Source organism: Nocardia glycosmidis, from assembly GCF_052545115.1.
Genome location: NZ_JBQWRH010000009.1, coordinates 56,727 through 73,158, shown reverse-complemented (window position 1 = coordinate 73,158; position 16,432 = coordinate 56,727). Strand labels below are relative to the sequence as shown.

Here is a 16,432-nt window from a genome sequence, read left to right as displayed (position 1 = left end):
GCGGCGCCTCGGGCTACGGCGCAGGGAGCTGCGGCCGGTTGGGAGGTGTGCGGTGAGTGTGTTGCGGCGGGTGCACGAGTTGCCGGTGCGGCCGGTGCTCGGGGATGCCACGGTGCGGGCGGTGGGGGTGAGTGTGGATCGTCATGGCGGCGGTGGGCGGGTGCGTCGGGTGCTGGAGGGCGTCGACTTCGAGGCCGTCGCGGGGCAGGTTGTGGCGCTCGTCGGACCCAATGGGGCGGGTAAGTCGACGCTGCTGGCCGCGCTGGCCGGGGAATTGACGCTCAGCGCGGGCAGGGTGGAACTCGACGGGCTGCCGTTGACGCAGTGGTCGACGCTGGACATGGCGCGGCGGCGTGCGGTGTTGCCGCAGACCCACACGGTCGGTTTCCCGTTCACCGCGCGGGAAGTGATAGCGATGGGCCGTGCGCCCTGGGTGCGTACCGAGCGTCGCGAACTCGATGACGAACACATCGCCGCCGCGATGGCCGCCACCGATGTGGAACACCTCGCCGCCCGGTCCTTTCCGACCCTTTCCGGTGGTGAACGCGCTCGGGTCGCGTTGGCTCGGGTGCTCGCTCAGGACACCGCGACGTTGCTGCTGGACGAGCCGACCGCGGCGCTGGATCTCGGTCACCAGGAAGCCGTCCTGCGTTTGGCCGCCGCCCGCGCCGGCGCGGGAGTCGCCGTGGTCGTCGTGCTGCATGACCTGGGGATCGCGGCCGCGTACGCCGACCGCGTCGCGGTGCTCGATTCCGGGCGCATCGCCGCCGACGGGCCACCGCGCGATGTGCTGACCACCGATCTGCTCACCCGTGTCTACCGGCATCCGGTCGAAGTGCTGGATCACCCGGTCACCGGCGCCCAACTGGTCCTGCCGGTGCGCCGCTGAGCCTGGGATGCGGCGGTCGGCCCACCGACCGCCGATCTCGGTGTCGCCGTCTCGTGCCGCGGCGCGCGGACCGGTTCGGGTTGCCGTAGCGGCGCCGGGCACTCCGGCCTGCGCGGCTTACCGCCAGACCAGTTTGAGCACCGCGGGTGTCAGCAGCATGCGGATCACGGTGGCATCCAGGATCAGTGCCGCGATCATGCCGTAGGCGATGTATTTCATCAGTACCAGATCCGAGAACCCGAACGCGCCGGTGACCACGATGAGGATGGCTGCGGCGGAGGTGATGACGCCGCCGGTGTGGGCGATGCCGGAGCGGATCGCTTCCGGCGCGTCGGTGCCGGCGGCGCGCGCCTCCGACATCCGTGACAGCAGGAACACCTCGTAGTCGGTGGATAGTCCGAACACCACTGTCACGATCAACGCCAGCACCGCGAACATCAAGGGGCCCGTGGTGAAACCGACGATGCCCGCGCCGTGGCCCTCGACGAATACCCAGGTCAGCATGCCGAGTGTGGCGACGAGGCTGAGCGCGCTCATCGCGACGGCTTTCAGCGCGAGCACGACTGAACCGAACGCGGCATACAGCAGCGCCAGCGCCGCGGCCACCAGGATCGCCAGCAGCATCGGCAGGCCGTCGAGCAGACCGTTGATGCTGTCGCGCTCGAGTGCGGGTACTCCGGTGACCATTACCCGCACCCCCGCTGGTTCGGGGATCGCACGCAGCGCGGCGATCACCCGGTCGGCGTCACGCTTGTCGGCCAGCCCTGCGCTGAGCACGTCGACGCCGGCCTCGGTCGCCGCTGCGGGTTCGAAGCGGCCGGTCAAGCCGGGAATCTGGTTGGCGGCGTACCGGATGTCGCTCAGCTGCCGCGGGTCGGCGCCGACCACGACGAGTTTCAGGGGTTCGGTGCGGAAGCTGGGGAACAACTCGTCGAAACGTTGCTGCGCCAGCCGCGCCGGATGGTCTTCGGCCAGGTACCGTTCGCTGAGTCCGCCGAACTCGATGTGCCGCAGCGGGATGGTGAGCGCGAGCAGCGCGAGCACGATCGGCGCGGCCACCGCCAGCGGTCGCCGCATCGCCCACACGGCGAGGCGGGAAAAGAATCCGGCGTCGATCTGCGCGTCGGTTCTGGTGCGGGAGAATCGTTTCCAGGCCAGGAAGTCGATGCGGTGCCCGACGATGCTCAACGCCGCCGGCAGTGCGGTCACCGACAGCAGCGCCGCGAACAGCACCGAGCTGATGCCGCCCAGCGGCACCGAGCGCAGCACCCCGTTCGGGAAGATGAACAGCGCGCCGAGGCTGATCGCGATGATCGCCGCGGAGAACAGCACAGTACGTCCGGCGGTTGCGACGGTGCGGGCGGTGGCTTCCTGCACGTCCCGGCCGGCGGCGAGTTCCTCCCGGAACCGGGTGACGGTGAACAGTCCGTAGTCGATCGCCAACCCCAGGCTCACCAGGGTCGTGACGGCGCCGGCGAAGACGTTGACGTCGATGTGGTCGGTGAGCAGGCGCAGCCCGCCTTGGGTGCCCAGGATGGTCATGCCACCGATCAGCACCGGCAGCAGCGCCCCGATCACGCCGCCGAACACGAAATACAGCACAACCGCCACGATCGGCAAGGCGATCAGTTCGGCGTGTCCGATATCGCGCTGCATGCCGGTGTTGATGCCTTCGACGATCGGCTGCAACCCGGCCGTCTGCACCGTTGTGCCGCCCGGGCCACCGCCGGCGCGGCCGGCGCCGAGATGGTCTGCGATCACCGCGTAGTTCTCGACGGTGGCGGTGCCCGAGCCACGCAATCCGACGCTGGCGAAGGCATGGGTGCGGGTGGCGTCGGTGGCCTGCGCGGAAAACGGGCTGTCCCAGTAGCTGTCGATCTTCAGGATGCGATCGGGGTAGGTCGCCCGCAGCGCGGCGAGTTGTGCGGTGACCGGGCCGCGGACGGCGGGGTCGTCGACGGTGGTGCCGTCGGGGGTGGTGTAGAGCAGGATCAGGTCGCTGTCGGTGTCGCGGCCGAACGTGCGGTCGGCGAGTTCGGCGGCGGCGACCGATTCGCTGGTCTCGTCGAACCAGCCCTCCTGGGTCAACCGGCTCGACAGATCGCGGCCGTACCAGCCCGACACCAGCACGAACAGGATGAAGACAGCCAGCACGAGCACGCGGTGGCGGTGGATGAACCGGCCCCACCGCAGCGATCCGGGTGTTAGCATGGGTTCGCGGCCCCGTTCAGCCGCAGGCCGGTGTGCGGTAGTCGGCCGAACGCAGGATGCCGCACAGGTCGGTCCGCGAGATTCGCCACTTGCCGTCGATCAGCACGAAGTGCACGATCGTGGTGCGCACGGCGGTGCCGGTGCCGTCCTTGTCCAGTCGCATAGTGGCGGTCAGGGTGCCGTCGTGGTTGTCGAACACCGGGGCGGTCACGCCGTAGACGGCGCGTGGATTGTCCCGCAGCGCCCGGTACATGTCCGGGATGGCCTGGCCGAACGCGTCGCCGTCCTCGATGAGGGCGGTGCGTTCGCTGTCGGGCAGGGCCGGGTCCAGCGCTCGTTTGATCTGGGTGTCCAGGTCGGCGGCGGACGGCAGCGGCGGGTGTGCGGCGCCGGCGGAGATGGCGATCGAGGACGACAGCGACGCGTTCGCCGAGGAGCGGGCGGCGTCGACGGCGGCTTCGTCGGCTCCCCTGTCGCAGGCGGCGCCCGACGCTGTCAGCAGCAGGCCGGCCGCGGCCACCGTGGTTCGGGCGAGTCGGGTGTGGGTCATCGGCACTACCTGCCGTCGATGACGGAGTTGATCCGTCACCGCAGGACCCGCACGCTGGTGGCGTCCCGGCCGGCGGCGTCGATCGGCGCGGCGGCGGGGACCAAATCCCGCACCAGTGCGATGACACTGCGTTCGTGGTCGATGTCGGTGGCGGTGGCATCGGCGACCGCGCACACGTCTTCCGGTCCGGGTACGGCGCTGTCGAAGGCGCGGCGGTAGATCTCCAGCGTGAGCATCGCGCGGACGGTCCGCAACGCGAAGGCGTGGCCATCGGCAGTCGCCCCGAACCCCTGCGCGTGTAGGCGGCGCTGCAGTGCGGACGGGTCGAAGGCATCGGTGTCGGACATGGTGAAGCCGTGCTCGGTGCCGGGGTGGCCGAGGGTGATGTCATCGATGGCAAACCCCGGCGGATGGTCGGCTTTCAACCGGATCTCCCTGAATCGGACGGTGGGTGGGCTCCACCGTAACTCCGATCTTCGACATCGCGCCCGAGCCGACACCCGGTCGGCCGGTTCGGTACGTCATCATGGTCAGATGGTGAGGTTGCGGAAGATTCGTCGGTAGTTAGGAGTTCGGTGCATGCGCCCTCGCGGCTCGGTTCTCTCGGCACTCGCGGCTGCGGTGGTGCTGGTGGTGCTGTCCGGTTGCTCTTCCCGTACCGGCGGTGCGGACCTGCCGACCAGGGATCCGGCCACTGCGGCGGTCGCGCCCGCGGTGACCGCGCCGCCGGCGGGCCGTGTGCTGCCCGCCGGCCCGGTCGCCGCGCTGGAATCCGATCCCGGTACCGGGCTGCTGGCCGCGCTCGACGGCACCGCCCTCACCGTCATCGACCCTGACGCCGCCCAACCCGTGGTGCGCACCGTGACGCTGCCGGAACGCGCGAGCGCTCTCGCGCCGGGCAGGCCCGGTGAGATGCTGGCGACCGCGCCGGGGCGGGTGCTGCGGGTGGATCTCGCCGCGGGCACGGTCAGCGAGGTCGCCGTCGATGGTGACGTGCGGTCGGTGCTGCCGCGGCCGGACGGTGGGCTGCTGGTCGGCACCGCCGACGGCCGGGTGCGGGAGGTGGCGGCGGGTGGCGCGGTGACCAAGACGGTGTCCGGGCTCGTTTCGGCCGATGAGCTCGCCGAAGCCGACGGGAAACTCACCGTGCTCGACCGCCGCCAAACCGCGATCTTCGAAGTCGACCTGGGCGGTGGCCGGCTCGGGCTGGCGCTGCGGGCGGGTGACGGTGCCGCGGAGATGATCGGCGACGCGCGCGGCCGGTCCATAGTCACCGACACCGCCGGTGGTGAGCTGCTGGTCTACACCGCGGGACCGCTCGTGCTGCGTCAGCGTTTCCCGGTAGGATCTTCGCCTTACGCACTTGCCTACGATCAGCGGTCCGACACCGTGTGGGTGACGTGTACGCAGAGCAACGAGGTCGTCGGGTTCGACCTGTCGACGGGTATACCGAAAGAAGTGGGACGCTATGCCACCGTCCGGCAACCGAACTCGGTGACCATCGAGCAACGCAGCGGGGACTTGTTCGTAGGATCCGCGACCGGCGACGGTCTGCAACGGATCGGTGCGGACGATCGGAAGAGAGGGCACTGATGGCTCGGACATCGCGCGCGGGCGAGGATTCCGCGGCAGCCGCTGATCCGGCAGCACACCGGCGGCGCGGGCGTGCGCTGCCCGCGGGCTGGGAGACCACCAGCGATGATTACGAGTATGTGCCGCTGCGCTTGCCGCCGGATGTCACGCGGGTGACCGCGTCGATGCGGCTGGCGATCCAGGCCGAGTTCGGTGGTTGGGAGCTTTCGAGGGTGCGGGCCTACACCGACGGCAGCAGGCGGGTCCTGCTGCGGCGGCGAAAATCCACCCTACTACCCCAGTCCGAACCCGGAATGTGAGCCGATGTACGCCCTGCTACTCCGACTGATGTTCCTGGTCGCGCCGGAACGCATCCACCACCTCGCCTTCTCGGTCATGCGGTTGGCGGGCGGCTGCGCGCCGCTGCGCTGGGCGATGAGCAAGATTCTCGTGACCGACGACCCGATCCTGCGCACTACGGCGTTCGGGATCGAATTTCCCGCGCCGCTGGGGTTGGCCGCCGGGTTCGACAAGAACGCCGACGGTGTCGACGCCTGGGCTCCGCTCGGGTTCGGCTTCGCCGAGATCGGCACCGTCACCGCCCAGCCGCAGCCCGGCAATCCCGCTCCGCGATTGTTCCGGCTGCCCGCCGACCGGGCCCTGATCAACCGGATGGGTTTCAACAACCAGGGTGCCGCGGCTGCCGCGCAGCGGCTGCGCACCCGGCGTGGCGGTGTGCCGATCGGCGCGAACATCGGTAAGACGAAGATCGTCGAACCGGACGCCGCGGCCGCCGACTACGCCACCAGCGCCGCGCTGCTGGGCCCGTTGGCCGATTTTGTCGTGGTCAACGTCAGCTCCCCCAACACCCCCGGCTTGCGGGATCTGCAGGCGGTCGAATCGCTGCGTCCGCTGCTGCGGGCGGTACTGGACAGTGTGCGGGTGCCGGTGTTGGTGAAGATCGCACCGGACTTGTCCGACGAGGACATCGACGCGGTCGCCGACCTGGCTGTCGAGCTGGGTTTGGCCGGCATAGTGGCCACCAACACCACGATTCGCCGCGACGGGCTGCGCACCGATCCGGATGAGGTCGCCGCCATGGGCGCGGGCGGTCTGTCCGGACCGCCGGTGGCCGACCGCTCGCTCGAGGTGCTGCGCCGGTTGTATCGGCGAGTCGGTGACCGGCTGGTGCTGATCTCGGTCGGCGGTATCGAAACGGTCGACCAGGCGTGGGAACGTGTCCTCGCCGGCGCGGCACTGCTGCAGGGCTACACCGGCTTCATCTATGGTGGCCCGTTCTGGATGCGCAAGATCCATCGTGGTCTGGCGCAGCGGCTGCGTGCCGGCGGATACCGTAGCCTCGGCGACGCCGTGGGCGCGGAGCACGAAGCGCACGCCTGATCTTCCGCGCGGTTCAGCCGTGGACGAACGGGGGGTCGATCGTCGGGGTGAGCGTTCGGTGGGTGCGTGCTCGCCGCCCCGGCGGCGCCGGGTCTCCTTTCGGTCGCAATTCCTTCTCCAGCCGCGCCGCCATCCGTTTGGCCAGCAGGATCACCGCCTGTTCGCGCAGGATGCCCAGTTCGTCGGCGTGGACGTCGACGCGGGCCTGCGTCATCCGGTCGTGCACCATGTGCGGGTCGCTGAGCAGTTCGTCCAAGCGCATGCCCGCCAGCGCCTGGGTGCGGGTCAGTCGTCGGTCCGGTAGCCAGCTCAGTCGCCAGCCATCGAAGGTGTCGCTGTCGCGGTAGGCGGCTTCCGGGGTTATGTCGCTGGTCATCGTCCATTCGGTGGTGTGAATGGTCATCGCTGTCTCCGGTGCGACTGGTGGAGCGAGGCCGGCTCCAGGGTGCTGAGTTCGATGATCACGAATGCCTCGAGTCGTGCATCCGCTGGTACAGCGCAGTGGATGTGTGCTGCACCGTGGTTTCTGCGGTGTCGGTGCGCGCCGAGAGGTCGGTTCGGTGGGCCGGGGTGCCGCGTCGGAAGCTCGGCCGCGTGGGGGTTCGGGTGCGCCGGTGCCGGCCGTATCGTTTCCGGGCGGCAGGCATGCTCGCCCGATTCGGTGCGGCGTTGCTGGTGGGCCCGCGATCGGCAGCGGGTATCGCCGTGGCTATCGACGTCCCAGAGGAGTGTGGGCCCGAACCCGGGCGAGGTGCGGTCGAAGGGGGAAAGCCTTCGCGCTGACGCGTGGCAGGCGATGACCGGGATGCGGTGTTGCGGGACGGTCCGGCGGCTCGTTTAGTCCACCACCGACTTCGGCGCCCGCTGGGTATCCGATCCGGCGGGGCGGTGGTGCCGTCGCCGTCCGATCTGCCGTATTCGGAGAATCATTCTCATCACCAGCCCTCCCTCTGTCTGGTGCCGCGATGGGGATCGCCTATCAAGTGTGGCATTTGCCGTTCCCCATGCGCAATTGCCGTTGTAATTTGGTAATTGACAATTCGCTTGCCGGCTAAACCCGATGTGCCGGTCTACGTGCGATCGAGGGGGTCGCCCATGGTCCCGCAGGATTCGGGAATGGTTGCCGTTCGCGATATCCTCACCCGGCTGTGCAAACGGTCCGGCCTGAGCTCGGATCGGTTGCGCAGCACCGAAATCGACGTACTGCCGCTGCTGGACCTGCTGGCCGTGCGCCAGTACGCGCGGCGCGCGGGCATCGAGCGGGAAGAGGCGGTGCTGCCGCTGGTGCGCGAACTGGCCGGGCGTTTGGAACCCACCGACCGGCTCATTGTGGATGCGGAACTGTCGCTGGGGTTGCTGCGTGCAGACCCGCCCGCCGCCGTCGATGCCGGCCGGCTCTATGCCGCGGATCTGGGTGAGCGGCGCGAATATCTCATCGAGCATTGGGCTGTCCTGCACGAAGTCCTTGGGGCGCAACCGTTTCCCGTCGCGCCGACGGTGCGGTCCCTGCGCGGTGCGCCCGAGCGCCGCGCGTTCACCGCGTTGGCCGCGCAGCTGGCCACAGCCTCGGTGTTCGCTGGAGCGCATGTCGCGGCAACCAGCGCGACCACCTCGAAAACCACTGTCGGCGAATCTGGTTCGGCGAAGCCTCGCGGCGTGGTGACCGTCGTCGGCGACGCGGTCATCGACCACATGTACCTGGTCGACCAGATCCCCGGCCCGGGCGGCACCGCGGGCGGCGGCTACCAGGCACATCCCGGTGGCAAAGGACTCACCCGCGCGGTCGCCGCCGCGCGGCTCGGTCTGCGGGTACGGCTGATCTCGGCCGTCGGTGACGACGACGCGGGCAGCCGCATCCTGGAATACCTGCGTAGCGAGCGCGTCGACACCGAACTGGTCAAAGTGGTGCCCTACGCGCCGACTCCGGTCACCGCGGTGATCGTCGCGGGTACCGGCGCAGCGAGCACGATCGGCTGCAAAGACGAGCGAATCCGGCTCAGCGCCCAGGACTTACGCAGTGACGCGATCCGCGGCGCGATCGCCGCCTCCGACGCGGTGCTGCTGACCTTCGAACAACCCACCGCGGTGCTCGAGCAGATCATGGCGGATCTGCGCGGGCTGCGGTCGCGGCCGCTGGTGGTCGTGCATCCGGCGCCGCCGCTGGATCGCCCGCAGTACTTGTACCAGCACCTCGGAGTGGTGGATTACCTGGTCGGCGGTGACAAGGACCTGGGCGCGCTGGCGATGGTGCCCGCCGCGGTCGGCGACTGCGGGGAAAAGACCGCGACGCTGTTGCGTGCCCTCGGGGTCCAGGCGGTGTGCGCGATCAAGGATTTCCGGTGCGCGGTGTGGTCGGACCAGCTCAGCGACCGGTTCCAGCCCTTCCCGACCGCGCTGCGCGACTCGGTCGGCGCTCACGCTGCCTTCTCCGCAGCCCTGGTATATCGTCTCGTCTCGACGCGCCGCCCCGCCGCACGCAACGACTACGTCTGGGCGACCGCCGCGATGGTGGCGACGCAATCGATCGGGGACGTCCCGGGAGCAATGCCACTGGTCAGTGAGATCGAACGGATTGTCAAACTCGCTTCGGAGGAGCATTGACCAGAATTGTGGACCTTGCCGACACCGAGCATCGGTTCCGTCGCAAGGGGCATGATCTGCGTGTTCGAGTGGTGGAGCTGAGTGGGGACGCCGAGCGCGGACACCTGCTGCTGTTCGGCGCGGTCGCCGACGAATGCCTGGTGCGAGTGCATTCGCGGTGCCTGTACGGGGAGGCGCTGCGATCGCAGGACTGCGACTGCGGCCCTGAACTGGACAAGGCCCTGGATCTCATCCAGGCCGCCGGCGCCGGGGTGTTGGTGTATCTGGAGCAGGAAGGTCGCGGCGCGGGACTGATCGCCAAGGCCCTGGGGTATCGCGAAAGCGAGCGCACCGGCGCCGACACGTTCGCCAGCTATGAGAACCTCGGCTACCCCGCCGACGCCCGCACCTACTCCGCGACCGCCCGCGCGCTCGCCGACCTGGGATTACGGTCAGTGCAGCTACTCACCAACAACCCCGCCAAGGTCGAAGCTCTGCGGCAGGGAGGTTTGCGGGTCACCGCGGTGCCCTTGCGCACGCGGGCGCTGAGCGAACGTGCCCGTGCCTACCTGGAAGCCAAGCGCGTCCAGCGCAAGCACTGGATTCCGACCGACTCCGCGCCGTGGGCAGTCGAGGAGCCAATCGGAGACGAGCCGTTGACCCTCTCGATGTAAGGGCCACGACAATCAGGAGACCGCGCGACGGCGCCAACTCGATCGCCATACGCACGGTGGCGGTACCCAGGTGGGCGGCACGCCGTTCTCGATCTGCAACATCGGTTTCCCTGGCCTCCGATTGAACATGCGTTTAACATATTGAACATGCGTTCAAAGGATGAGCTGCCCGAAATCGAGAAGATTCGCGTCGACCTCACCGGAGCACCGCAGACGATGCTCGCAACGTTGTATGCCAAGGCGCTGGACGCCGACGCCGAGAAACCACTGCTGGGCGACACCTGGGCCAAGGACGCGGTGCGCCGCATCGACTACAACTGGCGACGCACCAGCATCACCGCACGCAACCAGTCCGGAGTGACACTGCGCACGGTCCACTTCGACAACTGGGCGCGTGAGTTCCTCGCCCGTCATGACCGTGCCACCGTGCTGCACCTCGGTTGCGGGCTGGACAGCCGAGTCTTCCGGCTGAACCCCGGTCCGGACATCGAGTGGTACGACATCGACTACCCCGACGTGGTCACCTTGCACGAACAGCTCTACCCGCCGCGCCCGCATCACCACCGCGTCGCCACGTCCGTGACGGATCCGGCGTGGCTGCAAGCGATTCCCGCCGACCGTCCGGTGCTGATGATCGCCGAGGGCCTGACCATGTACCTCACCGAAGACGCCGGCGTCGCCCTGCTGCGCGCAGTGGTCGGACACTTCCCCTCCGGAGAACTGCAATTCGACGCATTCAACGCCCTCGGGATCAAGGCGCAGAAAATCAACACCGTCGTCCGGCGCTCCGGCGCGAGGCTGCACTGGGCGATCAATGGGCCCGACGACATCGTCTCCGCGGTCCCCGGAGTTCGGCGGCTCGCCGCGATATCGGTATTCGACGCCGAGGCGTTCCGCAGGGGAATGCCCGGCAGATACCGGTTGATCGGGAAGGTGATGTCCGTGGTACCGGCGGTCCGGATGATCGCCCAGTACCACCGCTACGCTTTCTGAACCTGCTGTCCTGCCGATGTCGGCCGATGGACGCTCTCTGCGCAATCGCTCGGATCGAGCCGCAGCTGCTCGACGTCGCTGTGATCCGCGCCGAGAAGCCCTGTAGACACCTCAACTTCTCTCCCCGGAAAGCGTTGTGGCCCTGAGCGATTTCGCTCAGGGCCACAGCCGTTTCGCCCGGCAAGCCGAGGCCGGTGGTTACTTCTGCTCGTAGGTGCCGATCAGGGTGGCGCGGGCCAGGGTGTGGGCGAACAGGTTGAAGCCGAGGTAGGCGGGGGTGGCGTTCTCATCGATGCCGAGGCTGTCCACATCGACGGCGTGCACGACGACGAAGTAGCGGTGCGGGCCGTGGCCGGGCGGTGGGCCTGCGCCGACGAAACCGCGGAAGCCGCCGTCGTTACGGAGAGTGATCGCGCCGGCCGGGAGGGCGCCACCTTCCTCGCCGCTGCCGGCGCCACTGGGCAGGGAGCTTACGGTGCCCGGGATGTCGGCGACGGCCCAATGCCAGAAGCCGGACGCGGTGGGCGCGTCCGGGTCGAACACGGTGACCGCGAAGCTCTTGGTTTCCGCCGGCACACCCGACCAGGACAGCTGGGGGGAGATGTCCTTGCCGCCCGCGCCGAAGACGCCGCTGACCTGATCATTGTTCAACGGCCGGCCGTCGGTGACATCGGTGGAGGTGAGGGTGAACGACGGCACCTGGGGCAGTGCGTCGTACGGGTTGTAGGCCATGGAACCTCTTTTCCGGATCGTTCAGCTGTGTAGGAGGAAGTGTTCCAGCACGCGGGTGCCGAACTCGAGCGCGGGCACCGGCACCCGCTCGTCGACGCCGTGGAACAGCGCAGTGAAGTCCAGTTCCGGGGGCAGCTGCAGCGGGGCGAAGCCGAAGCAGCGAATCCCCAAGCGGGCGAACGCTTTCGCGTCCGTACCGCCGGAGAGCATGTAGGGCACCGTGCGGCCGCGCGGATCGTGAGCGAGCACGGCGTTGTTCATCGCGTCGACCAGATCGCCGTCGAAAGTCGTCTCGTAGGAGTCGAGTTTGGTGATCCACTCGCGTTCGACGTCGGGGCCGAGCAGCTCGTCCACCTCCCGTTCGAACGCCGCCTGCCGCCCCGGCACCACACGGCAGTCCACTACCGCCTCGGCGGTCTGCGGGATCACGTTGGCCTTGTACCCGGCCTGCAGCATCGTCGGATTCGCGGTATCGCGCAGGGTCGCGCCGATGATGCGGGAAATGGTGCCCAGCTTGGCCAGCTGGCCTTCGATATCGGGGCTCGACGGATCGAACTCGAGGCCGGTCTCTTCGGCGACGGCGGCGAGGAACGCGGCCACCGAATCCGAAAGAACCAGGGGGAAGGTGTGTTTGCCCAATCGTGCCACCGCGTCGGCGAGGATGGTCACCGCGTTGTCCTCGTGCAGGAACGAACCGTGGCCCGCGCGGGCCTTGGCGCGCAACCGCATCCAGCCGAGACCCTTTTCGGCGGTCTCCACCAGATACAGCCTGCGTTCGGTGCCGTCGCGGCGCGGCACGGTCAGCGAGAACCCGCCGACCTCCCCCACCGCCTCGGTGACACCGTCGAACAGATCGGGGCGGTTGTCCACCAGCCACTGCGAGCCCCACTTGCCGCCGTTCTCCTCGTCGGCCAGAAAGGCGAAAACCAGATCACGCGGCGGCACCGTGCCCTCGAGCTTGAACTGGCGGGCCACCGCCAGCGTCATACCGACCATGTCCTTCATGTCGATCGCGCCGCGACCCCACACGTAGCCGTCGCGGACGGCACCGGAAAAGGGATGCACACTCCAGTCGGCGGCCTGGGCAGGTACCACGTCGAGGTGTCCGTGGATCATCAGCGCGCCGCGACCAGGATCGGCCCCTGGCAGCCGCGCGAAGACGTTCCCGCGTCCTGGTGCGCCGGACTCGACGTACTCGGTGACATATCCCGCCCGGTGCAGCTGGTCGGCCACCCACTGCGCGCACTCGCGCTCCCCTTTCGTGGTGGCCAGATCGCCGGTATTGGAGGTGTCGAAGCGGATCAGCGTGCTGACCAACTCCACCACTTCCGACACCGCGCGAGCACTTCGGTTCGGATCGATTCCTTCGCCAGTTGCGGACACGCTCCCTTTCCTACCATCCGGACGGCGAAGAAACCTGGCGGCTGCGGTCTCGGGTCGGGTCACCGGGCCCGCACGGTGCGATATCGCGCCCGGCGCAGTTGCCCTCAGTGTGATCGCAACTCTGCCCTACCGGGCCCACTTCGTTGGGGAACGCCCCGGGAGCAGGCCGATGGACGTACTGGCTAGTGCGCAGTGGGCTCGTGTCGAGGTACCGGTGGCGCCGCTTGCGTTCGCACGACTCCGCGATCATCGATGCCGGCGCCTGACGCTGGTCCTTCACCCGATCCGTCACTTTCGTTGAGCCGGGCGCGAGGCGGGCACCGCGACTTCGTCGCCGCCTCGAGAACCTCCTCGACCGCCGACATCCGACGGCCACCTGCTCCCCCGCCTTGAACATACGTTCGAAGAACTCCACTGACCTCCCGCAGAAAAAGCCCGGCTCGCCCACCGCCGGGCCATCCGCCTGCAGCCATCCGAGAATCAGCAGGTCGGGCCGCGATTTGGTCCACGCCCGACGATCCGATAATCTTGCTGAGCACACCGGTCCGGGTGGCGGAATGGCAGACGCGCTAGCTTGAGGTGCTAGTGCCCTTTATCGGGCGTGGGGGTTCAAGTCCCCCTCCGGACACAGAATTGTGGCATTTATGCCCCCCAAAACCGGGTCCGGGCATCGCCTGGACACCCTGTCCTGGCCGTACACCGTCACCTGCGAGTTCGCTCCGTTTGGCGGTGGTCGATGTGACCGATGACACGGTATCCCCGCTGATCCCTTCCCTCTCCTCCATCGGGCTCACCGGTGGCGATGGCTGCGGAATCGGTGCCGGTCTGCTCGATGGCGACCATCGAGCAACCACCAGCACACACCGCGGTGTACAGCGTGCGCCCGGTCGACACCAACGGGCGCGTGGTCGACAAAGCCGTTCTGCGAGCACTGGATTGGCACCCCGGAGACCTGCTGTCCTGGCGGATCACCGCGGGGGCTGATCGTGATCACCCGCCCCGGCTACGGCCGCCGCGGGATCACCAAGCACGGGCACCTATCCCTGCCCGCCCATGCACGGCGCGCCGCAGGCATCCACCATCACGACAGGGTCCTGTTGGCCGCCGATCCTGATCAACACCTGCTGGTGGTTTCCCACCACACGTCCTCGACGAAATGGCCGCTCACCGCTTCTGCGAGGGAGTGGGACGATGAGCGCACGCAGCGACGCCGACATCGCCGCGGTCCGGATAATGATGGACCGGCTCGATCTCACCGTCACCGACATCAGCGACGACACCGGTCCGGCCACTGTTTCTCGGGCTCGAACTCGAGATCGTCGTGCCGGAGCACGCCTACACCGGCGCGGTCGAGTTGGCCAAATGCCCCCATCAACAACAGACCGCCTCCTCACTATTCACTCACCGGCCACCTCTACGAGAACCTTGACTGCCCGCCCGGACCTCAGTTGTTCGAAGCCTTCGGCGATGAGTCGTTCGAACGGAATCGTTTGCACCCACCCGTCCATCGGGAAGGCTCCTGCCGCCAATTGCCGGAGCACGTCAGGAAAGTCGTTGTGGTATCCCATGGACCCGGTGATCGAACGCTCTGCCATCAGCAGCTGATTGGTAGCGATTGGCACCGGGGCAAGGTGCGCGGCGACGACAACCAACCGGCCCTGCGGGCCAAGTGCCTGGATCCCCGCAGTCACCGCGTCGGGGACACCTGCTGCGTCGACCACAGCGTTGGCTCCGTCCCCTACGAAACTCCGCAGTTGACCTGGAAAGGCGTCGGCTCCGGGATCGGCCGAAGCCAGGCCGAGCCGCTCGAGCACCGCACGCCGATCCGGCGACGGTTCAACGACGAGTACTCGGTCGACGCCACGTGCCCTGAGACTCAGTGCGGTGCCGATGCCTATGGGGCCACCACCGAACACGACCGCGATATGCCCAGCCGTCAGTCCGGTCCTGGCCGCTGCGTGCCACGCTACCGCCATCGGCTCGGTCAGAGCGCCCGCCTGAAGGCTCACCCCGTCGGGCAGCGGATGCACGGCAGACCGCCGCACCACGGCGGTGTCGGCGAGGAAACCAGGCGTCATCAGACCGTAGAAGGCAGCGTCAAGGTTGTAGCGCTCGTCGTCGCCGGGCCTGCGGAAGATGGGCTCGAGCGCGACCCGCTGACCAACGACCACATCATCGACTCCCTCGCCGATCGCCGAGACCTTTCCCGAGGCTTCGTGCCCCAAGGTCAGCGGCCCCACGTGTCCCGTAACCGGGTGAGCTTCGTGAACGGGGATGAACAACGGGCCGTGCAGATATTCATGCAAATCGCTGCCGCAGATCCCGTTGTAGGCGATCCGGACCGCTACCTCACCGGGTCCAGGAGCCGGCTCGGGTAAGTCCTCCAGTCGTATGTCGGTCTTGCCGTGAAACACCCAGGCCCGCATAGCTCTCCTTCCGTCGAGCCCAACACTGGCACACCCATGCCGCGCCCAGGAGTCCACGAAAGTGGACGACTGCCGTCAGGACACTCCCGTACGGATGGATAGCGCCAGTTCGGTACGCGTCCGGCAGCCTGTAGCGGCCAGCACCCGGCTGACGTATTTCTTCACCGTGTCCTCGGCGAGATGCAGCCGCATACCGACGTCCGCATTGGTCAGTCCCTGGCCCACAAGCAGCGCGACCTCTCGTTGGCGCCCATGAATTCCGTCGAGAACGTCCATTTGTTCGGATGGTCGCAGAAACCGGGACACCGATGAGAGCCGCTGCGCAAGCATCTCCAGGCCGCGCGCGTCCTCAGAGACGAAGCGAGCAGGGTCCGGGCCGAAAAGGCCGACAAGTCCCACGGATCCGTTGCCGAGCGGAAGCAGGATCGCAGCCGAACCGGCGAGCCCGCCGGGCATAAGAAACTCCTTGACGTAGCTGTGCGACTCGACCGAGAGATCAGACAGCGCGCTCAGCACGGCCACCCGCCGGTGGACGAGCTGATTGATAGCAGCGGGCGTGCTGTACACGTCATAGGGCTGCCACCGTTCCTGATACTCCTCATACATGTGTTGCGCAGGCGAGTCACCCGAGATCACGGCCCGCTGATCGGAAAAAGCGGCGCGTAGGCAGCTGCCGGTGAAAAAGCTCGCATAACGGACCTGATAGGTCGTCTGGAGCACCTCGACGAGGCGCTCCTTGAAGTCATGCATCGCCGTCGCACCATCGCAGTGCTCGAGCACGGTGAAGACACGTTCGTATCCCGACACGGTCAATCCATGGCGCCGTGAATAGTCATTTGGTGCCGCGACCAATGGTTCCCACCTCAACGTGGTCAACAGCCCCTCCGAGCTGAGAAGGGGCCACCCCGTGCCAAATATAGTGTCTATTCACTAGGTTGCCAATGCGTCACGATCGCCTTTTGTCCTTTCGTCCACCTTCGTGCACTGCCATGTCACCGCCCCGCTCCTTAGCGTGAAAACG

At 67.8% G+C, this 16,432-nt stretch carries 15 protein-coding genes and 1 tRNA gene; 8 read left to right on the top strand and 8 right to left on the bottom strand.

The genetic code is table 11. From position 1 onward, the window contains the following. Positions 1 to 52: 52 nt before the first annotated feature. Positions 53 to 889 carry a heme ABC transporter ATP-binding protein gene (locus ACT86A_RS13585; protein ID WP_445092455.1) on the top strand — a complete coding sequence of 279 codons (837 nt, stop codon included), beginning with the start codon at positions 53 to 55 and terminating at the stop codon, positions 887 to 889. A 117-nt stretch (positions 890 to 1,006) separates the two neighbouring features. Here the strand turns inward: ACT86A_RS13585 and ACT86A_RS13580 are convergent, their stop codons facing one another. Genes ACT86A_RS13580 through ACT86A_RS13570 form a run of 3 tightly spaced genes read right to left on the bottom strand, consistent with a single transcriptional unit; the run spans position 1,007 to position 4,075 of the window. After that, positions 1,007 to 3,100: an MMPL family transporter gene (locus ACT86A_RS13580; protein ID WP_445092454.1), complete on the bottom strand. Its 2,094-nt coding sequence runs from the start codon at positions 3,098 to 3,100 to the stop codon at positions 1,007 to 1,009. A 16-nt stretch (positions 3,101 to 3,116) separates the two neighbouring features. Then, positions 3,117 to 3,650: a WKL family lipoprotein gene (locus tag ACT86A_RS13575; RefSeq protein ID WP_445092453.1), complete on the bottom strand. Its 534-nt coding sequence runs from the start codon at positions 3,648 to 3,650 to the stop codon at positions 3,117 to 3,119. A 35-nt stretch (positions 3,651 to 3,685) separates the two neighbouring features. Beyond that, positions 3,686 to 4,075 (bottom strand): hypothetical protein, encoded by a 390-nt coding sequence (locus ACT86A_RS13570; RefSeq protein ID WP_445092452.1) that lies wholly within the window; start codon positions 4,073 to 4,075, stop codon positions 3,686 to 3,688. A gap of 154 nt (positions 4,076 to 4,229) precedes the next feature. Here ACT86A_RS13570 and ACT86A_RS13565 point away from each other — a divergent pair, with 154 nt between their 5' ends. Genes ACT86A_RS13565 through ACT86A_RS13555 form a run of 3 tightly spaced genes read left to right on the top strand, consistent with a single transcriptional unit; the run spans position 4,230 to position 6,623 of the window. After that, positions 4,230 to 5,243: a YncE family protein gene (locus ACT86A_RS13565; protein ID WP_445092451.1), complete on the top strand. Its 1,014-nt coding sequence runs from the start codon at positions 4,230 to 4,232 to the stop codon at positions 5,241 to 5,243. After that, complete coding sequence (locus ACT86A_RS13560; protein WP_445092450.1) at positions 5,243 to 5,542, top strand: DUF5703 family protein; 300 nt, start codon at positions 5,243 to 5,245, stop codon at positions 5,540 to 5,542. Before ACT86A_RS13565 ends, ACT86A_RS13560 begins: the two co-directional genes overlap by 1 nt. A 4-nt stretch (positions 5,543 to 5,546) precedes the next feature. Next, positions 5,547 to 6,623: a quinone-dependent dihydroorotate dehydrogenase gene (locus ACT86A_RS13555; RefSeq protein ID WP_445092449.1), complete on the top strand. Its 1,077-nt coding sequence runs from the start codon at positions 5,547 to 5,549 to the stop codon at positions 6,621 to 6,623. Between the two features lie 13 nt (positions 6,624 to 6,636). Here the strand turns inward: ACT86A_RS13555 and ACT86A_RS13550 are convergent, their stop codons facing one another. Further along, on the bottom strand, positions 6,637 to 7,026 hold the full coding sequence (locus ACT86A_RS13550; protein WP_445092448.1) for a hypothetical protein: 390 nt from the start codon (positions 7,024 to 7,026) through the stop codon (positions 6,637 to 6,639). Positions 7,027 to 7,739: 713 nt separating this feature from the next. Here ACT86A_RS13550 and ACT86A_RS13545 point away from each other — a divergent pair. The 3 genes from ACT86A_RS13545 (at position 7,740) to ACT86A_RS13535 (ending at position 10,870) form a co-directional block, all read left to right on the top strand. Then, positions 7,740 to 9,224, top strand: a complete 1,485-nt coding sequence (locus ACT86A_RS13545) for a PfkB family carbohydrate kinase (protein WP_445092447.1) — start codon at positions 7,740 to 7,742, stop codon at positions 9,222 to 9,224. Further along, on the top strand, positions 9,221 to 9,877 hold the full coding sequence (gene ribA, locus ACT86A_RS13540) for a GTP cyclohydrolase II RibA (protein WP_445092446.1): 657 nt from the start codon (positions 9,221 to 9,223) through the stop codon (positions 9,875 to 9,877). The genes ACT86A_RS13545 and ribA overlap by 4 nt, the downstream gene beginning before the upstream one ends. A gap of 147 nt (positions 9,878 to 10,024) precedes the next feature. Continuing rightward, complete coding sequence (locus tag ACT86A_RS13535) at positions 10,025 to 10,870, top strand: class I SAM-dependent methyltransferase (protein WP_445092445.1); 846 nt, start codon at positions 10,025 to 10,027, stop codon at positions 10,868 to 10,870. Positions 10,871 to 11,068: 198 nt separating this feature from the next. Here ACT86A_RS13535 and ACT86A_RS13530 read toward each other — a convergent pair whose 3' ends face one another. Continuing rightward, positions 11,069 to 11,602, bottom strand: coding sequence for a YbhB/YbcL family Raf kinase inhibitor-like protein (locus ACT86A_RS13530; protein ID WP_445092444.1), 534 nt, complete (start codon positions 11,600 to 11,602; stop codon positions 11,069 to 11,071). Between the two features lie 21 nt (positions 11,603 to 11,623). Next, a complete protein-coding gene (locus ACT86A_RS13525; RefSeq protein WP_445092443.1) occupies positions 11,624 to 12,985 on the bottom strand; it encodes a M20/M25/M40 family metallo-hydrolase in 1,362 nt (453 codons plus the stop codon). 543 nt (positions 12,986 to 13,528) lie between these two features. On the opposite strand from ACT86A_RS13525, the gene ACT86A_RS13520 reads away from it, so the two are divergent. Further along, a tRNA-Leu gene (locus ACT86A_RS13520) sits at positions 13,529 to 13,613 on the top strand. 769 nt (positions 13,614 to 14,382) lie between these two features. Here the strand turns inward: ACT86A_RS13520 and ACT86A_RS13515 are convergent. Next, entirely contained in the window at positions 14,383 to 15,411 is a 1,029-nt protein-coding gene (locus ACT86A_RS13515) for a zinc-binding dehydrogenase (protein WP_445092442.1), read from the bottom strand. Between the two features lie 75 nt (positions 15,412 to 15,486). Beyond that, positions 15,487 to 16,218, bottom strand: a complete 732-nt coding sequence (locus ACT86A_RS13510) for a helix-turn-helix transcriptional regulator (protein WP_445092441.1) — start codon at positions 16,216 to 16,218, stop codon at positions 15,487 to 15,489. Positions 16,219 to 16,432: the final 214 nt, after the last annotated feature.

What these genes read in the sequence shown, in the direction of transcription:
- ACT86A_RS13580 (WP_445092454.1), bottom strand. Translation starts at nt 3,100, where the DNA reads ATGCTAACACCCGGATCGCTGCGGTGGGGCCGGTTCATCCACCGCCAC.
- ACT86A_RS13575 (WP_445092453.1), bottom strand. Translation starts at nt 3,650, where the DNA reads ATGACCCACACCCGACTCGCCCGAACCACGGTGGCCGCGGCCGGCCTG.
- ACT86A_RS13565 (WP_445092451.1), top strand. Translation starts at nt 4,230, where the DNA reads ATGCGCCCTCGCGGCTCGGTTCTCTCGGCACTCGCGGCTGCGGTGGTG.
- ACT86A_RS13560 (WP_445092450.1), top strand. Translation starts at nt 5,243, where the DNA reads ATGGCTCGGACATCGCGCGCGGGCGAGGATTCCGCGGCAGCCGCTGAT.
- ACT86A_RS13555 (WP_445092449.1), top strand. Translation starts at nt 5,547, where the DNA reads ATGTACGCCCTGCTACTCCGACTGATGTTCCTGGTCGCGCCGGAACGC.
- ACT86A_RS13550 (WP_445092448.1), bottom strand. Translation starts at nt 7,026, where the DNA reads ATGACCATTCACACCACCGAATGGACGATGACCAGCGACATAACCCCG.
- ACT86A_RS13545 (WP_445092447.1), top strand. Translation starts at nt 7,740, where the DNA reads ATGGTTGCCGTTCGCGATATCCTCACCCGGCTGTGCAAACGGTCCGGC.
- ACT86A_RS13535 (WP_445092445.1), top strand. Translation starts at nt 10,025, where the DNA reads ATGCGTTCAAAGGATGAGCTGCCCGAAATCGAGAAGATTCGCGTCGAC.
- ACT86A_RS13530 (WP_445092444.1), bottom strand. Translation starts at nt 11,602, where the DNA reads ATGGCCTACAACCCGTACGACGCACTGCCCCAGGTGCCGTCGTTCACC.
- ACT86A_RS13515 (WP_445092442.1), bottom strand. Translation starts at nt 15,411, where the DNA reads ATGCGGGCCTGGGTGTTTCACGGCAAGACCGACATACGACTGGAGGAC.